This window comes from Pseudonocardia benzenivorans CB1190, from assembly GCF_000196675.2.
Taxonomy (GTDB): Bacteria; Actinomycetota; Actinomycetes; order Mycobacteriales; family Pseudonocardiaceae; genus Pseudonocardia; species Pseudonocardia benzenivorans.
The window spans coordinates 893,638-912,189 of the sequence record NC_015312.1; the positions used below are offsets into that span (position 1 = coordinate 893,638).

The 18,552-nt window shown below is 74.2% G+C and carries 18 protein-coding genes; 12 read left to right on the plus strand and 6 right to left on the minus strand.

All coding sequences use genetic code 11. The features are described 5' to 3' along the window. Nucleotides 1–112: 112 nt before the first annotated feature. Nucleotides 113–547 carry a nuclear transport factor 2 family protein gene (locus PSED_RS04320; RefSeq protein ID WP_013673038.1) on the minus strand — a complete coding sequence of 145 codons (435 nt, stop codon included), beginning with the start codon at nucleotides 545–547 and terminating at the stop codon, nucleotides 113–115. A 74-nt stretch (nucleotides 548–621) separates the two neighbouring features. On the opposite strand from PSED_RS04320, the gene PSED_RS04325 reads away from it, so the two are divergent. From PSED_RS04325 to PSED_RS04335, 3 genes are all read left to right on the plus strand, one after another. Beyond that, on the plus strand, nucleotides 622–1,179 hold the full coding sequence (locus PSED_RS04325) for a TetR/AcrR family transcriptional regulator (protein ID WP_013673039.1): 558 nt from the start codon (nucleotides 622–624) through the stop codon (nucleotides 1,177–1,179). Between the two features lie 89 nt (nucleotides 1,180–1,268). Continuing rightward, on the plus strand, nucleotides 1,269–2,249 hold the full coding sequence (locus PSED_RS04330) for a daunorubicin resistance protein DrrA family ABC transporter ATP-binding protein (RefSeq protein WP_013673040.1): 981 nt from the start codon (nucleotides 1,269–1,271) through the stop codon (nucleotides 2,247–2,249). Beyond that, nucleotides 2,246–3,121 (plus strand): ABC transporter permease, encoded by an 876-nt coding sequence (locus tag PSED_RS04335; RefSeq protein ID WP_013673041.1) that lies wholly within the window; start codon nucleotides 2,246–2,248, stop codon nucleotides 3,119–3,121. The genes PSED_RS04330 and PSED_RS04335 overlap by 4 nt, the downstream gene beginning before the upstream one ends. Here PSED_RS04335 and PSED_RS04340 read toward each other — a convergent pair. Both PSED_RS04340 and PSED_RS04345 read right to left on the minus strand, forming a co-directional pair. Then, nucleotides 3,103–6,336 (minus strand): AfsR/SARP family transcriptional regulator, encoded by a 3,234-nt coding sequence (locus PSED_RS04340; protein WP_041759268.1) that lies wholly within the window; start codon nucleotides 6,334–6,336, stop codon nucleotides 3,103–3,105. The two genes, PSED_RS04335 and PSED_RS04340, sit on opposite strands and share 19 nt — an antisense overlap. Before the next feature lie 112 nt (nucleotides 6,337–6,448). After that, complete coding sequence (locus PSED_RS04345) at nucleotides 6,449–7,801, minus strand: dipeptidase (protein ID WP_013673043.1); 1,353 nt, start codon at nucleotides 7,799–7,801, stop codon at nucleotides 6,449–6,451. Between the two features lie 38 nt (nucleotides 7,802–7,839). Between PSED_RS04345 and PSED_RS04350 the strand changes: the two genes are divergently transcribed. Further along, nucleotides 7,840–9,510, plus strand: a complete 1,671-nt coding sequence (locus PSED_RS04350; protein WP_013673044.1) for a fatty acyl-AMP ligase — start codon at nucleotides 7,840–7,842, stop codon at nucleotides 9,508–9,510. A gap of 82 nt (nucleotides 9,511–9,592) precedes the next feature. Here the strand turns inward: PSED_RS04350 and pth are convergent, their stop codons facing one another. Further along, nucleotides 9,593–10,174: an aminoacyl-tRNA hydrolase gene (gene pth / locus PSED_RS04355; RefSeq protein ID WP_013673045.1), complete on the minus strand. Its 582-nt coding sequence runs from the start codon at nucleotides 10,172–10,174 to the stop codon at nucleotides 9,593–9,595. Nucleotides 10,175–10,179: 5 nt separating this feature from the next. Beyond that, nucleotides 10,180–10,830, minus strand: coding sequence for a 50S ribosomal protein L25/general stress protein Ctc (locus PSED_RS04360; RefSeq protein ID WP_013673046.1), 651 nt, complete (start codon nucleotides 10,828–10,830; stop codon nucleotides 10,180–10,182). Between the two features lie 301 nt (nucleotides 10,831–11,131). On the opposite strand from PSED_RS04360, the gene PSED_RS35265 reads away from it, so the two are divergent. Beyond that, nucleotides 11,132–11,704: a PEP/pyruvate-binding domain-containing protein gene (locus PSED_RS35265; RefSeq protein WP_063821886.1), complete on the plus strand. Its 573-nt coding sequence runs from the start codon at nucleotides 11,132–11,134 to the stop codon at nucleotides 11,702–11,704. Then, nucleotides 11,611–13,827, plus strand: coding sequence for a PEP/pyruvate-binding domain-containing protein (locus PSED_RS35270; RefSeq protein ID WP_063821887.1), 2,217 nt, complete (start codon nucleotides 11,611–11,613; stop codon nucleotides 13,825–13,827). The genes PSED_RS35265 and PSED_RS35270 overlap by 94 nt, the downstream gene beginning before the upstream one ends. Nucleotides 13,828–13,834: 7 nt before the next feature. Here the strand turns inward: PSED_RS35270 and PSED_RS04375 are convergent, their stop codons facing one another. Further along, entirely contained in the window at nucleotides 13,835–14,254 is a 420-nt protein-coding gene (locus tag PSED_RS04375; protein ID WP_013673047.1) for a hypothetical protein, read from the minus strand. Nucleotides 14,255–14,787: 533 nt separating this feature from the next. Between PSED_RS04375 and PSED_RS04380 the strand changes: the two genes are divergently transcribed. The 6 genes from PSED_RS04380 to PSED_RS04405 all read left to right on the plus strand — a co-directional run bounded on the left by PSED_RS04380 (nucleotide 14,788) and on the right by PSED_RS04405 (nucleotide 18,551). Then, on the plus strand, nucleotides 14,788–15,156 hold the full coding sequence (locus PSED_RS04380; protein WP_013673048.1) for a hypothetical protein: 369 nt from the start codon (nucleotides 14,788–14,790) through the stop codon (nucleotides 15,154–15,156). Continuing rightward, nucleotides 15,153–15,350: a hypothetical protein gene (locus PSED_RS04385; RefSeq protein ID WP_013673049.1), complete on the plus strand. Its 198-nt coding sequence runs from the start codon at nucleotides 15,153–15,155 to the stop codon at nucleotides 15,348–15,350. The genes PSED_RS04380 and PSED_RS04385 overlap by 4 nt, the downstream gene beginning before the upstream one ends. Before the next feature lie 20 nt (nucleotides 15,351–15,370). After that, entirely contained in the window at nucleotides 15,371–16,024 is a 654-nt protein-coding gene (locus PSED_RS04390; protein WP_158511291.1) for a DUF2637 domain-containing protein, read from the plus strand. Continuing rightward, nucleotides 16,021–18,057, plus strand: coding sequence for a P-loop NTPase family protein (locus tag PSED_RS04395; protein WP_013673051.1), 2,037 nt, complete (start codon nucleotides 16,021–16,023; stop codon nucleotides 18,055–18,057). The genes PSED_RS04390 and PSED_RS04395 overlap by 4 nt, the downstream gene beginning before the upstream one ends. A gap of 72 nt (nucleotides 18,058–18,129) precedes the next feature. After that, complete coding sequence (locus PSED_RS04400) at nucleotides 18,130–18,291, plus strand: hypothetical protein (RefSeq protein WP_013673052.1); 162 nt, start codon at nucleotides 18,130–18,132, stop codon at nucleotides 18,289–18,291. A 53-nt stretch (nucleotides 18,292–18,344) separates the two neighbouring features. Continuing rightward, nucleotides 18,345–18,551: a hypothetical protein gene (locus PSED_RS04405; protein WP_041759272.1), complete on the plus strand. Its 207-nt coding sequence runs from the start codon at nucleotides 18,345–18,347 to the stop codon at nucleotides 18,549–18,551. The last annotated feature ends 1 nt before the right edge of the window (nucleotide 18,552 follow it).

Here is an 18,552-nt window from a genome sequence, read left to right on the forward strand (position 1 = left end):
CCCCTAACGTGTCCTGTGTGCGGCCGCGGCCCGAGTGCCGGGCCGCACGACGGGCCGGCCGTCTGGGGGGAGGGCCGGCCCGTGGCCGTCGGCGACGGGCCGACCCTGCCACTCACGACTGCAGGGCCGCCACCAGGTCCGGCGTCCGCCCGAGCAGGGTCGCGAGGGCGAGGGGATCCATGTAGTCGTCGTACTGCACGATCTCGCCGTCGCGGACCCGGACGACGCCCAGCGCGCGGAACCGGTAGGGCGCGGCGGTCGCCCGGGCGGTCCCGTGGTGCTCGATCTCCACGACGACGACCTCGGGGTCGTCGGTGGTGCGCACGACCATGTCGACGCCGTCCATCGCGAACATGTCGCGCCGGTCGGCGTGGTCCCCGTGGTAGGCGCGGATGGCGTCGCGTCCGCGCAGCTCGCGGGGCATTCCTGGCGGGGCGAACGGATAGGTGAGCACGCCGTCGGGAGCGAAGAGGTCGGCGAACACGACGTTCTCGCCGGCGACCATCCGCCGAACCTCCTCGACGACCTCACGCGGGCTTCGGGACACGGTGCCTCCAGGGATAGAATCCGGAACGATGACTCCGATTGAACGATACGGAACGCACGCCCCGGTTGGCAACGATGGCTGAGGTCCCGGACCGGCCCCTGCGTGCCGACGCCCGGCGCAACCGTGAGAAGGTCCTGCGCGCCGCGCAGGAGGCGTTCGCCGAGCACGGCATGGGCGTCCCGCTGGACGAGATCGCCGGCCGGGCGGGGGTCGGGCCCGGTACGGTCTACCGCCACTTCCCGACGAAGGAGGCCCTCTTCGAGGCCGTCGTCGCCGCGCGGATGCAGGACCTGATCACCGCGGCCCGAGCGGGGGCCCACGCGGCCGACCCGGGCGAGGCGTTCTTCGGCTTCCTCGCGCTGCTCGCCGACGAGGCCGGCGTCAAGCGTGACCTCTCGGATGCGCTGGTGGCGCCACCGGCTGTCGCGACGTCGTTGCGCACGGACCTGCGGGCCGCGCTCGAGGTCCTGCTGACACGAGCGCAACAGGCGGGCGCGGTCCGCGACGGGATCCGCGTCGACGACCTCTTCGCCCTGCTCAAAGGCTTGATGGCGGCACTGGTCGAGACAGCGGACGACGCGCGTGACCGGCTGATCGCTGTCGTCGTGGACGGGTTGCGGGCGCCGCGCTGACATGACGTCATAGTGACGTCGCGGATCGGTCGACGTGGTGTCAGCCGCATATCAGCGCGGCGTCAGTGGTGCGGGTCAGAGTCATCGTCATGGACACCGTCATCCACGTCGAGGGACTCGAGAAGTCCTTCGGCGCCACGAAGGCCCTCGCCGGGGTCGACCTGACCGCCCGGCGCGGCACGGTGCTGGGCCTGCTCGGTCCCAACGGCTCGGGCAAGACCACGACCGTCCGCGTGCTGGCCACCCTGCTGCGTCCCGACGCCGGCCGCGCCACGGTCCTCGGCCACGACGTCGTCGCCGCACCCGCGGCCGTCCGGGCCCGCATCGGGCTCACCGGCCAGTACGCCGCCGTCGACGAGGCGCTCTCCGGCACCGACAACCTGATCCTCATCGCCCGGCTGCTCGACATGCCCCGCCGTGCCGCCCGCACCCGGGCCGCGGAGCTCATCGAACGGTTCGGCCTGACCGACGCCGCCACCCGGCGCGTCCGCACCTACTCCGGTGGCATGCGCCGCCGGCTCGACCTCGCGGCCAGCCTGATCGGGCGGCCCGACGTCCTGTTCCTCGACGAGCCCACGACGGGCCTGGACCCACGGCACCGCAACGAGGTGCTCGACCAGGTCCGCGCACTCGCCGCCGACGGCGTCACCGTCCTGCTCACGACGCAGTACCTGGAGGAGGCCGACCAGCTCGCCGACGACCTCGTCGTCATCGACACCGGACGGGTCATCGCGTCGGGCACCCCGGCGTCGCTCAAGGCCGAGGTCGGCGGCCAGCGCCTGCACGTGCGCCCGTTGCACCGCACCGACATCCCGGCCGCTTCGGCGATCCTCGCCGGACTGGCCGGGGAGACCCCGGTCGTCGACGCCTCCGGGGAGCTCACCGTCGCCGCCCGTGAACCCGGCCTGCTGCACGTCGCGGGCGGGCGGTTCGACGAGGCCAGCCTCGCGATCGCCGAGCTCGGCCTGCGCCTGCCGAGCCTCGACGACGTCTTCATGACCCTCACCGGCCGCTCGACGGAGGACGCCGAGAAGCAGGCCGGCCCTACCGACCAGGAGGTGGCGGCATGACGACCGCCGACGCACTCGTCTCCGCGGAGGCGGCAGCCGGCACGACCGCCGTCGCACACCGCACCGACGTCCGCCCGCCGCTGCCCCCGTCGGACATCGAACGCGGCAGGCGCGGGCCCTCCACGATCCGGCACGGCCTCACCTTGGCCTGGCGGGGCGTGATCAAGACGATCCATTCTCCCGAGGCGCTCATCGACGTGACGCTGCAGCCGGTGATCTTCCTGCTGCTGTTCGTCTACGTCTTCGGCGGCGCGATCGCCGGCAACACCACCGAGTACCTGCAGTTCGCGCTGCCGGGCGTGCTCGTGCAGACCGTGGTGCTCGCATCTGCCGGCACCGGCGTCGGGCTGGCGGAGGACCTGCACACCGGCATCTTCGACCGGTTCAGAAGCCTCCCGATCTCGCGCTCGGCACCGCTCGTCGGCGCGATCATGGCCGACCTCGTGCGCTACCTGACGTCCGGCGTGATCATGCTGGTCCTCGGTGTGATCCTCGGCTTCCGGATGCACACCGGTCCGCTGGCCGTGCTCGCCGCGATGGGTCTGGTCATGGTGTTCGCCTTCGCGCTGTGCTGGGTGTTCACCGCGCTCGCGATGCTCGTCCGCCAGCCGCGTTCGGTGCAGGGCATCGGCGCGATGATCATGCTGCCGCTCACCTTCGGCAGCAACGTGTTCGTCCCGTCGAGCTCGATGCCGGGGTGGCTGCAGGCGTTCGTCGACGTCAACCCGGTCTCCAAGGTCGCCGACGCGGTCCGCGGGCTGCTCACCGGTGGGCCGGTCGCCGGGCCGGCGACGACGTCGCTGATCGCCGCCGCCGTCATCGTCGCGGTGTTCGCGCCGATCGCGGTGACGCTCTACCGCAAGCGGGCCTGAGCCCGGACGTGGTCCCGGACGGCCGTGAGGCCCTCGGGACGGGGGAGGTCCCGACCCCGCCGCAGCGCCTCGTCGGCCGCGGCGGGGCCGAGGGCGTCGCGGACCCCGTCCACCACGGCGACGACGTCGGGGTTGCCCTGGTCGAGCGTGCCGCGCTGGGTCAGTGCGACCCCGAGCAGGAACCCGGCGCCCGCCGCGTCGCCCCCGGCGAGGACGAACGCCGCAGCGCACTCCGCGACCATCGCCGCGACCGGTCCGTCGTGGCTGTCGGCCGCGGCGTCGACCGCACGCAACAGGGTCGCGGTCGCCGCGTCGAGCTCGCCGCTCGCCGTCTCGAGCTGGTGACGCACCAGCTCGGTCAGCGCCAGTCGCTGCTCGCGCGCGAGGCCGGTCCCGACGTCCCGCTCGGCCGCGGCCAGATGTCGCCGCGCCGCCGGGAGGTTGCCCGCCCGGCGCTCGACGTCGGCGAGGGTGCCCCGCACGATCGTCTGCATCCCGAACGGCCCGGACGCGAGGTCGGCCGCGGACTCGCAGAGCTCGCGGGCCCGGTCCAGGTCGCCCCGACGGACCGCGAGCCGGGCCTGCTGCAGCATGAACTGGGGCAGGTCGTCGTCGTTGCCGAGCTCGGTGGCCAGCGCGACGGCCTCGTCGTAGGCGGCGGCCGCCGCGTCGTGGTCACCGGCGAGCTCCTCGAGCTCGCCGAGCGTCCCGAGGGTCATGCCCAGCCCGAAGCGGTCGCCCGTCGCGGTGAACAGCTCGTGGGCGACCCGGACGAGGGCGCGCTGGCGCTCGATGTGCCCGTCGTTCTCCGCGAGCTGCGCGAGGACCTGGGTGGCGAACGCGCGCACCCACGTGTCCGTCGAGGACCGGGCGACCTCGTCGAGCAGCGTCGTGTCGCCGGTGAACGCCCGGCCGATCGGCGCGACGAGCTGCAGTGTGGGATGGCGCGGTTCGGGCGCGGCAGCAGCGGCGGCGATGGCGTCGTCGATGAGCGCCGTCGCGGCCTCGACGTCGCCGCGGGCGATGCAGGTGAGCACCCGGTACGCGACGTTGCGGGCACCGATCGCCGGCAGGTCGACGGGCGACGGCAGCTCGGCGACGGCCTCGACCCAGCCGATCGACTCCTCGTAGCGGCCGCGGATGAACCACGACCAGCCCATGGCCGCGACGATGCGGTGCGCGGTCGGACCGTCGCGCCGGTCGACGGCCCGGCGCAGGGCGGCGGCGATGTTGCCGCTCTCGGCGCGCAGCGAGGCGAGCCAGCGCAGCTGGTCGGCCCCGCGCAGGTGCGGCTCGGCGGCCTCGGCCAGCGCGGTGACCCACGCCGCGTGTGCCGCGACGACGTCGTCGGTCTCGCCCGCCTCGGCGAGCCGCTCGCTCGCGTAGTCGCGGATCGTCTCCAGCAGCCGGTAGCGCGTCGGCTCCGCGCCGCCGGACGGGACGGCGACCACGAGGGACTTGTCGACGAGCGCTGCCAGCAGGTCGAACGCGTCGGCCGGGTCCGGGCCACCGCGGCCGGTGCACACCCGCTCGATCGTCGCCGCCGTCGCGCCGCCCGCGAAGACACCCATGCGGCGCAACAGGATCCGTTCAGGCTCGCCGAGCAGGTCCCAGCTCCAGTCGACGACGGCGCGCAGCGTCTGGTGGCGCGGCAGCGCGGTGCGCGCGCCGGAGGTGAGGAGCCGGAAGCGGTCGTCGAGCCGGGCGGCGATCTCGGTGAGCGACAACGTCCGCAGCCGCGCCGCGGCCAGCTCCAGCGGCAGCGGCTGGCCGTCGAGCCGGGTGCAGATCTCGGCGACGACGGGCTCGGTGGCCGCATCGAGGCGGAAGCCGGGGTCGACGGCGGCGGCGCGGTCGGCGAACAGCCGCAGGGCCGCGGCGGTGTCGAGCGGCTCGACGGGGTGCAGCACCTCGCCAGGAACGGCCAGCGGCTCCCGGCTCGTCGCCAGGATCCGCAGCCGGGGCGCCGCCTCCAGCATGCGCTGGGCGAGCAGGGCGACGTCGTCGACGAGGTGCTCGCAGTTGTCCAGGACGAGGACCATGTCGCGGTCGCCCAGCGCGGTCAACAGCCTGGCGGTGGTGTCGGGCGGGCCTTCCTCGGGGTTGCGCACCACCAGCTCCGGTTCGCCGACGGCCGCCAGCACCGTCCCGACGAGCTGCTCGGGCCCGGTCAGCGGCGCCAGCTCGGCGAGGGGCGTCTCGTCTGCGCCCTTCCCCGGACGCCCGCCGCCCGGCCAACCGACGATCTCGCGGGCCAGGCGGGTCTTGCCCGACCCGCCGGGGCCGAGCAGCGTGACGAGCCGGGCCGTGCCGAGCAGGCTGCGGACCCTGGCGACGTCGGCGGCGCGCCCGACGAAGCTGGTGAGTGCCACGGATCCGTTGCGGCGCAGTTCGGGGGAGCGCTGCAGTTCCTGCAGGTCCGGGGAGCGCTGTGGTTCCGGGCTCGCCGCGGCAACCGCAGGTGCCGCAGCGGGGGCGCCGCGCAGCACGTCGAGCCGGGCGCGGACGAGCTCCGGGCCGGGATCGACGCCGAGCTCGTCGGCGAGGCGCTCGCGGGTGCGGTCGAGCACGGCCAGCGCGTCGGCCTGCCGGCCGGTGGCGTGCAGCCCGCGGGCCAGTACGACGGCCGCGCTCTCCCGCAACGGTTGCGCGGCCAGCAGGTCGCCGACCGCCGCCAGTCCGGCGGCCGGGTCGCCCGTGCGCACGCCCAGCGCGGCGCGGGCCTCGACGGCCGTCGCCCGCTGCTCCTCGAGCCGGCCCGCGACGACGTCGGCGAACGGGAGCCTGCGGACGTCGGCCAGTGCGGGCCCCCGCCACAGGGCGAGCGCGTCGTCGAGCGCGACGACGGCGCGCGCCGGGTCGGGCGCGGTCCTGGCGGCGGCGAGCAGCGTGCCGAACCGCCCGGCGTCGACGTCGGCGGGCGCCACGTCGAGCAGGTAGCCGCCCGGGACGGTCGTGACCAGCGCGGACCCGAGCGCCCGGCGCAGCCGCGACACGAGCGACTGCAGGGCGTTGCCGACGGCGTCGGGCGGCTCGTCGCCCCAGAGGTCGTCGACGAGCGTCTCCGTGGTGACGGGCCGGCCGGCGTCGAGGGCGAGCCGGGCGAGCAGCCCGCGCAACCGCAACCCGGGTGGAGCCGCGTCGGCATCGGCGGGCGTGCCGGACCCGTTCGCCGACGGCCACGCCGCGACGCTCCCGAGCACCCCGATCCGCACGCGATCAGTCTGCCGTGCCGCGGCGGGCGGCCGCAGGGAATCCCCCTCGTGGCCGGGCGATATGGGTCGTGCGCGGCAATGGTCGCCATAGCGACCATCGCCGCGCACAGGGTCACTCGGCCAGCGTCTGCAGGAAGTACGCCTCCGCGAGCACCCCGCGGCCGAACATCGCGAGGTCGAGGCTCTCGTCGATGCCGTGCCAGCGGCTCGCCGGGTCGCCCACGCCGGTCACCAGCACCGCGGCGCCGGGGAACGTCCGGGCGAACTCCGCGATGAACGGGATCGAGCCGCCGATGCCGGTCTCCACGACCGAGTTGCCGTAGGCGCGCGAGAACGCGGACCGGGCGGCGTCGTAGGCCGAACCGGTGGCGTCCAACGCGAACGGCTCCGCCACGCCGGTGCCCGGCTCGACGGTGACGTGCGCACCCCACGGGACGTGCGCCCGCAGGTGCTCGGCCAGGGCCTGCTGCGCGGTCGCGGCGTCGTCGCCGGGGGCCAGCCGCAGGCTGACCATCGCCCGCGCCCGCGGCAGCAGCACGTTCGACGCCTCGGCGACGCGCGGCGCGTCGATCCCCAGCACGGCGACGGCCGGCTTGAGCCACGCCCGGTCCGGGATCGACCCCGAGCCCAGCAGCTCGACGCCGTCGAGCAGGCCGACGTCGGACCGGAAGGTCTCCTCGTCCATGTCGGGCACGTCGGACTCGGTGCCCATCAGCCCGGGCACGGCGACGTGGCCCTTGTCGTCGTGCAGCGACGCGAGCGCCCGGCACAGCGCGGTCAGCGCGTCGCCGACCGGGCCGCCGTACACCCCGGAGTGCACCGGCCGTTCCAGCATCGACACCTCGACGACCACGTCGACCAGGCCGCGCAAGGTTGTCGTGAGGGCGGGGACGTCGGTCGCGGGGTTGGCCGAGTCGGCGATGACGATGACGTCGGCGGCCAGCAGGTCGCGGTGCTCGGACAGCAGCGCGGTGAGCGTCGGGGAGCCGGACTCCTCCTCGCCCTCGACGAACAGCGTCACCCCCACGGGCGGCTTCCCGCCGAAGGCGCGCAGTGTCGCCAGGTGCGTCATGACGCCGGCCTTGTCGTCGGCGGCGCCGCGACCGTAGAGGCGCCCGGCGCGCTCGGTCGGCTCGAAGGGTGGGCTGGTCCAGTGCTCGTCGCCGCCGGTGGGCTGCACGTCGTGGTGGGCGTAGAGCAGGACGGTCGGCGTCCCGGCCGGACCGGGGAAGCGGGCGACGACGGCGGGCGCCCCACCCTGCGCCTGCAGGATCTGGACGTCCGCCGCACCGGCCTCGCGCGCCAGCGAGGCGACGGCGTCCGCGCTGCGCCGGGTGTCGTCGGCGTGCGTGGGATCGGCCCAGATGCTGGGGATCCGCACGAGCCGTTCCAGGTCGGTGCGGGCGCCGGGGAGCTCGGCCTCGACGGCGGCGGCGAGCGGGTCGTTCGCGTGCTGATCGGCCACGGAGCCGGATGCTACGCGCAGGTCGTAGGCTCCTGAGCATGTCGCGGTTCCTGACGATGTTGCTGGACAGCGCGGCGCGGTCCGCCAAGGGAATGGTCACCGGCGAGCCGTCGGCTCCCGTCCGGACGCCGTGGAGCGAGGTGCACACCAAGGCCCGCGCGCTCGCCGGGGCGCTCGCGGCGGGCGACGGGTCGGTGCCGGGCCTCGCGCGCGGCTCGGCCGTCGCCGTCCTGGCGGCCGAGCCCGCCGTCATCGCCCCGACGGCGCAGGCCGTCTGGCTCCTCGGCGGCAGCGTCACCATGCTGCACCAACCCACCGCGCGCACCGACCTGGCCGTGTGGGCCGCCGACACCGTGGCGGTGCTCGGGATGATCGACGCGAAGCTCGTCGTACTCGGTGCGCCGTTCGACGCGCTGGCCCCGGTGCTGGCCGAGCGCGGCATCGCCCACCGGCTGCTGTCGGACGTCGACGCGTCCGACGCGGCGCCGATCGTCGCCGACGAGGCCGTCGCCGACGAGGGCGACACCGCGTTGCTGCAGCTCACGAGCGGGTCGACGGCCGAGCCCAAGGCCGTGCGGATCACCCACGCCAACCTGTACGCCAACATCCGCGGGATGATCGCGGCCGCCCAGCTCGACGCCGGGCGCGACGTGATGGTGTCGTGGCTGCCGCTGTTCCACGACATGGGGATGGTCGGGTTCCTGACGATCCCGATGGTCGCCGGCATCGAGCTGGTGACGGTCACCCCTGCGGACTTCCTGTCGCGCCCGCTGCTGTGGGCGGAGCTGATCTCGAAGTACCGGGGCAGTGTCACCGCGGCGCCCAACTTCGCCTACTCGGTGCTCGCGCGCCAGCTCGCGCGTGCCGAGGACGGCTCGCTCGACCTGTCGTCGATGCGCTTCGCGCTCAACGGCGCCGAGCCGATCGACCCCGACGCCGTCGACGCGCTCACCGCCGCCGGCAAGCGGTTCGGCCTGCGCGAGGACTCCGTCGTGTGCGCGTACGGGATGGCCGAGACCGCCCTCGGGGTGTCGTTCGCGCCGTGCGACACCGGAATGGTCGTCGACCACGTCGACGCCGAGCAGCTGGAGCTCCACCGGGTCGCGCAGCCCGCGATCTACGGGCCGAGCAGGCGCTTCCCGCGGCTGGGCCCGCCGCTGCCGGGAATCGAGGTGCGGGTCGTCGGCGACGACGGCCGGGTCCTCGGCGAGCGGGAGGTCGGCATCCTGCAGCTGCGCGGCGAGTCGGTGACGCCCGGCTACCTCACCGTCGACGGCCCGCGCCCCGCCCAGGACGCCGATGGCTGGCTCGACACCGGTGACGAGGGCTACCTCGCCGGGGTCGAGGTCGTCGTGTGCGGCCGGCGCAAGGACGTGATCATCATGGGCGGCCGCAACATCTACCCGACCGACATCGAGCGCGCCGCCGCCGACGCCCCGGACGTGCGCGCGGGCAACGTCGTCGCCGTCCGGTTGGAGGCGGGTGCCGGCCGGCACCGGGAGTCGTTCCTGGTCGCCGTCGAGTCGCGGCGGGCCGGTGACGAGGAGGCCGAGGCCGTGATCCGCAAGGACGTCACGTCGCGCGTGGTCGCGGCCTGCGGGGTGCGGCCGGCCGACGTCGTCGTGCTCCGCCCGGGCACGCTGCCGAAGACGCCGTCGGGCAAGCTGCGCCGATCCGCCACGGGCCACCTGCTGGCGGCCCGGGCCTGACCCCTTGACGCAGGAACGGCACTTTCCCGCGACTGGATTGCGGGAAAGTGCCGTTCCTGCAGGAGGACGGGGCGGGCGGGGCTCAGCCCGACAGCGCGTGGAACCGGTTCTGGGCCGGTTCCAGCCCGTCGGACAGCAGGGCCTCGGCGGCGTCGGCGGCCAGGTCCACCGCGAGATCCAGTTCCTTGCGCTCGACGGCGGAGAACCGCTTGAGCACGAAGTCGGCCGGGTCCTGGCGCCCGGGCGGGCGGCCGATGCCGAAGCGCACCCGCAGGTAGTCGCGGGTGCCGACCGACGAGCTGATCGAACGCAGCCCGTTGTGCCCGCCCTCGCCGCCACCCTGCTTGAGCCGGATCACGCCGAACCCGAGGTCGAGATCGTCGTGCACGACGACGAGCTCGGCCGCGGGGACCGAGAAGTACCGCAACAGCCCGGCGACCGGGCCGCCCGAGACGTTCATGTACGTCCGGGGCTTCGCGAGCACGACCTTGCGGCCGGCGAGCCGGCCTTCGAGCACGTCGGCGTTGCTCTTGTGCTTCGAGAACCGGCCACCGCCGGCCCGCGCCGCCAACAGCTCGACGACGCGGAAGCCGACGTTGTGCCTGGTCTCGGCGTACTCGGGACCGGGGTTGCCGAGCCCGACCACCAGGGCGGGACCCGGCACGGCCGTCAGCCCTCCGAGGACGCGGCGGAGTCGCCCTCGGCCGGGGCCGACTCGGGCGCGTCCTCGACCACGCCGGCACCCTCGATGTCGAGCTCGCCCTCGAGATCGGCCTGGGTCGGCGCGGCCACGACGTTGACGACGAGCGCCTCGGGGTCGGTCTGCAGCGTGACGCCGTCGGGCAGGGCGACCGAGCCCGCGAGGATCTGGGTGCCGATCTCGACGTCCTGGACCGAGAGCTCGATCGACTCGGGGATGCTGAGGACGTCGGCCTCGACCTCGATGGTGTTGAGCTCCTGGGCGATCATGCTGCCGGCGGCGGCCTCGCCGGTGACGACGACCTGCACGTCGACCACGACCTTCTCGCCACGCTTGATGACGAGCAGGTCGACGTGCTCGATGTACGGGCGGATGGGGTGCACGACCACGGTCTTGGTCAGCGCGAGCTGCGGGGTGCCGCCGATGTTGATCTCCAGGACCGCGTTGCGGCCCTGCTCGCGCACGACGCGCGCGAACTCCAGCGACGGCAGCGACAGGTGCTGCGGGTCGGTGCCGTGCCCGTAGAGGACGGCGGGGATCTTGCCCGCACGGCGGGTGCGCCGGGCAGCGCCCTTGCCGAACTCGGTGCGGGTCTCGGCGTCGATTCGGGCCTGGGCCACGGTACTTCTCCTCGGTGAATGCGGTCTGAGCGAGCGCGCGGCGAGGAGCGCATGGAACCGGCGGGACCGGTCCAGCGTCGATCACGGCGGGCAACACGGACGCCCGCCCTCGCCGCGGAACTGGGAAGAGCGTACGCCGCGCCGAGTGGACACCGACCCCCGGGTCGGGCAGGCCGGACGCGCTCCGCGGTCCGCCCACGACGGGCGCCGCCGCGCGCTCGCGCCCGGTCGTGGACCTCGTGTGTCGCACGATCGGCCGGTTCGGCCGCCGCGGCCGGGTGCGAGGAGCAGACTGCCGGTCATGGGCCACATCCGTGCCTTCTCCGAGATCGGTCGTGGGGACGTCGAGACCGCGGGCGGCAAGGGCGCCAACCTCGGCGAGCTGACCCGGGGCGGCCTGCCGGTGCCGCCGGGCTTCGTGGTGACGACCGATGCCTACCGGGCCTTCGTCGACGCCACGGGGATCGGACCGCGGGTCCTGGAGCTCGCGACGCCGCCGCCCGGCTCCACCGCCACCGACGGGGACGTCGACCGGTCGGCCGACGCGATCCGGGCGCTGTTCCGCGCCGAGATCCCCGCCGCGATCGCCGACGAGATCCGCGCCGCCCACCGGATGCTCGGGGACGGGCCCGTCGCGGTCCGGTCGTCGGCGACGGCGGAGGACCTGGAGGGCGCGAGCTTCGCGGGGCAGCAGGACACGTTTCTCGACGTCCGAGGCGACGAGGCACTGCTCTCGCCGCCGTCCGCGCCTGCTGGGCCTCGCTGTGGACGGCGCGCGCCATGGCCTACCGCGCGCGGCACGGCATCGCACCCGCCGACGTCGCGCTCGCGGTCGTCGTGCAGCGCATGGTCGACGCCGACGCGGCGGGTGTGATGTTCACGGCCAACCCGACCAACGGCCGCCGCGACGAGACGGTCGTGTCCGCGGCGTGGGGGCTGGGGGAGTCGGTCGTCAGCGGCGCGGTGACCACCGACGACGCGGTCGTCAGCGGCGGGCGGGTCACCTCGCGCACGACGGCGGACAAGGCCGTCATGACGGTGGCGACGGGCGCGGGCACCGTCGAGCAGCCGGTGCCGGACGCCGACCGCGGCCGGGCCGTCCTGTCCGATGCCGACGTCGTGGCCCTCGCCGCGCTCGGGGAGCGGATCGCCGACCACTTCGGCGCCCCGCAGGACGTCGAGTGGGCCCGCGGGCCCGACGGGTTCGCGATCGTGCAGTCCCGCCCGATCACCGCGTTGCCCGAACCGGAGACGGCCCCGCCGACGGACTGGTCGGTGCCCGACGGCGCCCTCTACGCCAGGGCCAGCATCGTCGAACAGCTGCCCGACCCGCTGACCCCGCTGTTCGAGGAGCTGATCGACCCGGCCGTCACGCGCTCGCTGACCGCGATGGTGCGCGAGTTCCTCGGCGAGGACGTGCTGGCCGACGGCGACATCGGGTTGCCGACCGTCAACGGCTACGCCTACTACCGCTACACGCGGGCCGCGATGTGGCGGATGACCAGTCGCACGGTCTCGGCGGTCAGGCTGATCCTCGGCCGCGGCGACGACGGCGCGCAGGCGCGCTGGCGCGACCGGGCGCACCCCGCCTACGTCGAGGCTGTCGCCCGCTGGGCCGACCGCCCGTTGGCCGGGCTCTCGATCCCGGAACTGCTCGACGGTGTGGAGGAACTGCTCGGGGCGGGGGCGACGTACTACACGGCCGTGCAGACGATCATCCCGATCGCGGCGTCGAGCGAGATCCTCCTGACGCGGTTCTACGAGACCGCCGTCCGGCGCGACGGCGACCCGCCCGCTGCGACGTTGCTGCTCGGTTTCGACAGCGCGCCCCTCCGCGCCGAACGCTCGCTGTACACGATCGCCGGCTGGGCCCGCGGGCACGACGCGCTCGCCACCGTCCTGCTCGCGGACCATCCCGCCGCGGCGCTGCTCGATCCCGCGCACCCGCTCGGCGGCGTCGACCCGGCGGTGTGGCGGGAGTGGACCGACCGCTTCCACGCCCACCTGCGGGCGCACGGGCACACCGTCTACAACCTCGACTTCGCCAACGCCGTCCCGGCCGACGACCCGGCCCCGCTGCTCGACGCGCTGCGCTTCTTCCTGCGCGGCGAGGGCGCCGATCCGGTCGAGCGGCAACGACGGTCGGCCGCACGTCGTGACGAGACCGCCGCGGCCGTACGGGGCCGGCTCGATCCGTTGCGGCGCAATCTGTTCGACCGCCTGCTCCGCTGGGCGCAGTCGGCGGCGCCGCTGCGCGAGGACGCCCTCGCCGACATCGGGCTCGCCTGGCCGCACCTTCGTCGGCTGCTCCGCGAGATCGGCGGCCGTCTCGTCGGAGCGGGCACGATCGTCGCGGCCGACGACGTGTACTGGCTGCGATCGGCGGAGATCCTGGCGCCGCCGCAGGACCGGTCGGCCGACGTCGCGGCGCGGCGGGCGCAGTGGCGCGGTCGTCGCCGGGCCACGCCGCCGGGGCTGCTGCCCCAGGGGTCGCGCTGGGAGGCCATGGAACGCTTCATGCCGACGGCGACGACCGAGCAGACCGGGCCGGTGATCCGGGGGGTCGGCGCCAGCGCGGGACAGGTCACGGCGCCCGCCCGGGTGCTCGGCGGGCCGGCCGACTTCGGACGCATGCGGTCGGGCGACGTGCTCGTCGCGAGCATCACGACGCCCGCATGGACGCCGCTGTTCGCGATGGCGTCGGGCGTGGTGACCGACGTCGGCGGACCGCTGAGCCACAGCTCGATCGTGGCCAGGGAGTACGGGATCCCCGCGGTGCTCGGGACCGCCGTGGCGACGCGGCGGATCACCGACGACGAGCGCATCCGTGTCGACGGTGACGCGGGCACCGTGACGCTGCTCGACGCCCCCGACACACCCGACGCGGACGCCGCCACCCGGCGGATCTCCGGCCCGGCGTGGCCGGGTCTGGTCGTCGCCGGCGCGGCCGTCGGTGCGGTCGCCCTGCTGGTGAGGCGGCGCCGACGGCGCTCGTGAGGCGCCGCTACGACTTGGGCAGGCGGGCCGCCGCGAACGTCGCGCCCAGCAGCGCGAGCACGCCGAGGCCCTCGACGATCAGCGTCGTCACCACCAGCTCGCCGCCGAGCTGCTCGCGCACGCCGAGGAACCCGCCGGGCAGCAGCAGCGCCAGTACCAGCGAGAGGAGGGTGCCCGCCGTGAACAGCAGCGAGAGCAGGCTGACGAGCGGCAGCTGCCGGTCCCGGGCGCCGACCATCGCGATCGCCAGTATCAGCGCACCGATCGCGTTGATCACGAACAGCGTGCCGACGAGGCCGTCGAACCCGCCGAACAACACCAGGTAGAGGTGGATGCCGCCCATGAGGAGCAGCAGGATCGCGCCCGCCACCCGCCATGCGGGCAGCGACCTCGTCCGGGCCGCGATGCCTCCGGTCTGCGATGCCATGTCGGTCGACCTCCCGCCGTGCCGGGCGTCGTCGGTCCGGACGCCCCCTGCGCCCTCCACGACGGACCGCGGCCCCGCGCGGTTCAGCGGATCCGGACCTTTCGGGAGCGGGAACTCTACGCGGCTCACGCCTCGCCGTCGACCGCCTCGGGCGTGCCGGTGCCCCGGCGCCCTGTACCGGGCGCCCCCGTACCGGGCGCCGGGGGATCAGGCGCCGGGGGATCAGGCGCCGCGGGATCAGGCGTTGCCGTCGAACAGGCTGCGGGCCTGACCAGGGGTCCGCCCTCACCTGCGGAGTCGCCGTACGGAGCGCGTCTGAGCAGTGCAGACACCCATCCCGGGGCATCCCGCCGATTCCCGACGACGCCTGCCCTGCTGGCTCGACACGCTGCCCAGCGGCTGCCCACGGTGATCCACAAAGGACTCGAGGTCCGCCATCTCGTCGAGGTGCCCAGCCCCTAGACGAAGACGGCCCCGGCCGGCGCGCGAACGCCGGTTGATCCGGGGCCTTGGCCCACCCGAGGAGTGGACCCGTGCCCAGTCTGACCCTTGTACGTCCATCTACCAACGAGGCCCCGGCCGTGTCGGCGCCGGCGCTCGTCCCGATTCTTCTGCTGCTGCGTGAGCTGCTGACGTCACCGGAGCCGGTCGTGATCCGGCCGGCGGAGTTCGTCGGCCTGCTCGGCGCGGCCGACTTCACTCAGAACACGATCTTCCTGGACGTCAGCCAGTCGTGGGCTGACTGGACGGAGACGTTCGTCCACGAGCTGCTGCACCTCCACCGTGGCCCGTTCGACCCGGCCGACGAAGACGCCGAGGAGGAGCTGCTCGAGGCCGCGACCCGGCGCGTCATGCGGATGCTGGCCGAGCTGCGCGCGGCGATCGCCGGAGGTGCGCGGTGACGGCGGTGGAGCCGGCGCGGATCGTCGTCGACGGCGAGTCGTGGCCGCCGCACGGCTACTTGTCGCCGCTGGACCGGCACCCGGGCGAGGACGAGTTCCCGACGCGGCTGCGTGGCGGGGTGGTGACCGACCCCCGGCGGGTCGCGGAGATCGCCGCCCGGGTCCGGCGCTCGGCGGGGCGGTGGTCGCGGTGATCCCGCGTTGGGTGCGGACCGTGACCGTGGTTGCGGTGTCCGTCGTCGCGGTTGTCGCGGCGGTCGTGTCCTACGTCCACATGCACGAGCTCGCGGAGGCGGCCGGCGAGGGATGGCGGGCGCACCTGATCCCGCTGTCGGTCGACGGGATGCTCGTCGCGGCCTCGATGGTGATGCTGGTGCGGCGCCGGACCGGGCAGGGCGCCGGCGTGCTGCCGTGGGTGGGCCTGGTGCTCGGTCTGATGGCGTCGCTGGCGGCGAACATCGCGGCGGCGCGACCGGAGCCGCTGTCGTGGGTGGTGTCCGGCTGGCCAGCGGTCGCGCTGGCGGTCTCGTTCGAGCTGCTCATCCTCGTGGCGCGGGACACGAACACGCCGGCAGCGGGCCTCTCAGCAGGTCCTGAGTCGTCCGCAGAGGAGATCAACGAGGCGTCCTGGGGTGACTGGCCCGGCGCCGACGAGCCCGTAGACGAGCCGGTGCCCGACTGGTGGGGCCCGCAGTCCCCGGCCGTCGAGACCCGGGATGAGGAGGCCGCGACGCCCGCACCGGAGCGGCTGTCGGAGCTGCTCGCCCGCGGCGTCGGCCGGCGCCGGCTCGCGAAGGAGCTCGGGGTGTCCGAGCACACCGCCCGGGAGATCCTCTCCGCCCACAAGACGAATCGAGAGATCGCATGAGCGCCGTCCCGTACGAGCCGGTCGCCGACCCGCAGCCGGTCGACCAGATCCGGGAGCCGCGGCGGACGGCGTTCGACCGGATCACCGCCCACCGGGAGGCGGCCAAGCACCCGATCGTCGTGCCGTGGGTGCGGGACCGTGACCAGCGCGATCCGATCCTGCGGTGGGCGGCCGGCTACTCGTGGCACGTCGCCCGGTTCCACGCGGTACGGCTCCCGGTCTACGTCCTGCGGGTGCTGCGGCGGTCGCCGGTCGGGCTCGGGCGGGCGATCCGGTGGGTGGTCGACGGGATGACCGACTCGGAGGCACGTCCTCTGCGCAAGTCTGCGGTGGTCCGTGACGATGTGCGGGAGTACATGCAGCTGGCGCGGGAGCGGAACGCCCGGGTGCGGCATCGCGCGGTCGCTGCGGTCGTGGGTGGGGTCCTCGTCGCGGCGTTCCTGGTGTGGCTGTTGCTGGTCGCCACGGGCCCGCTGTTCTGGGCGGGGTTGGCGGCCGCGGTCGCTGTCCTGGGTGTGATCGGGCGGGACCGGGAGAAGCCGCTGATCACGCGGGCGACGACCCCGCTGCACCTGGCCCCGGTGCTGCGGGCCGACGTGGTCGAGGTCGCGCTGCGGGCGCTGCCGGGGGTGGTGAAGAAGGACGCCCGGATCGAGTTCCCGGACCCGGTCACCCGGGACGGCCCCGGGTATCTCGCCCGTGTGAATCTCCCGGTGGGCGTGACGCCGCAGGACGTGATGGGCAAGCGGGCGGCGCTGGCGTCGGGGCTGCGGCGCCCGATCGGCTGTGTGTGGCCGGCGCCGGGGCCCCACCACGGTGGGCAGCTGGATCTGTGGGTCGGGGATCAGGACCTGGCGACGGCCCGCCAGCCCGTCTACCCGCTGTTGGAGAAGGGAGTGGCGGACGTGTTCGGGCGGTTGCCGTACGGCACGAACCAGCGCAACGGGAAGGTCGGGGTGCAGCTGATCGAGAACAACGCGCTGATCGGCGCGATGGTCGGTCAGGGCAAGACCTCGGCGATGCGGGTGCTCGCGCTGGGGTGCGCGCTCGACGTCACCGCCGAGCTGCGGGTGTGGGAGCTCAAGGGGTCCGGTGACCTCGGGGCGCTCGAGCAGCTCGCCCACACCTACGGGTCCGGGCAGGACGACGAGACGATCCGCGGATGCCTCGAGGACCTGCGGGCGATCCGCGCCGAGGTGGAGCGTCGGGCCGGTGAGATCAAGAAGATCGCGAAGCGTTCGCCGGAGATGTGCCCGAACAACAAGGTCACCCGCGACCTCGCGAACCGGCGCGACCTGGGGCTGCATCCGATGGTGGTGCTGCTCGACGAGGTGCAGAACCTGTTCAGTCACGAGACCTACGGGAAGGAGGCGGGGAAGCTCGCGCTCGACATCATCCGGCTCGGGCGGGCGTTCGGGGTGATGCTGGTGCAGGCCACGCAGCGCCCGGACGCCGACAGCCTGCCGAAGGGCATCAGCTCGAACGCCGGGATCCGGATCGCGTTGCGGGTCATGGACGACTACGCGAACAACGCGATCCTCGGCGCCGGGATGTACGCGGCCGGGATCCGCGCGACCGACTTCACGGTGCGGGACAAGGGCATCGCGTGGCTGGTCGGGGTCGAGGACGAGCCGCTCGTCGCGAAGTCCTTCAACATCACGACCGGGATGGCCGAGCGGGTGTGTGAGCGGGCCCGGAAACTGCGGGAGCAGGCAGGCCGGCTCACCGGGCACGCGATCGGCGCGACCGTTGAGGGCAAGGGCGCGGACCTCCTGACCGACGTTCGGAAGGTGCTCGCCGAGCTCGGACAGGACTGGGTGTGGTCGAAGGTGGCCGCCGAGCGGCTCGCCGAGCTCCGTCCAGATGTGTACCGCGGGTGGACCGCCGACACGTTCGGGGCGGCCATGAAGGGCCGCGGAGTGGCCACCAAGCAGATCAACCGGACCGGACCGGACGGGCTGCGCCACAACTGGTGGGGCGTCGAGCTCGGCCAGCTGCCCGACGCTACGGGTAGCGCCAGCACTAGCGGCTGATCGCCTTCCCTGACCTGCGGTGTAGCGCGTAGCGGCACCGCAGGTCAGGGCCCCACTATCCCGGGAGTCCCCGTGTTCGTGTTCCTCATCGTCGTCGCGCTACTCCTGCTCACGACGCTCTACGTGGCCCGCGCGGCCTGGTCCCCGTACGGCGGCCGCGGCCGGCGCCGGCTCTTGCACTGGGCCCGCGGCTGGTGGCGCGGCGACCAGGCCGAGAACCGCGACGAGTACTGAGGCCCTCCGGCGTGTCCGACGCACGGCCTCAGAGCCCGTGCGATCGTCGACGGATGGCGTACGACCCGAAGACTCGCGTTCAGAGCTGCGACGTCTGCCACCGGCACATGAACCCCACCGACAGCCTGACCACGATGAAGAACCCGGACACCCGCGACGCGATGGGCATCTGCCCAGCGCACGGGTGTTGGGAGACGGCGCACGAGCGCGGCTACTTCAGCCGGACGGAACTGGAGCGGCAGGCAGGCGAGCAGGCGTAGC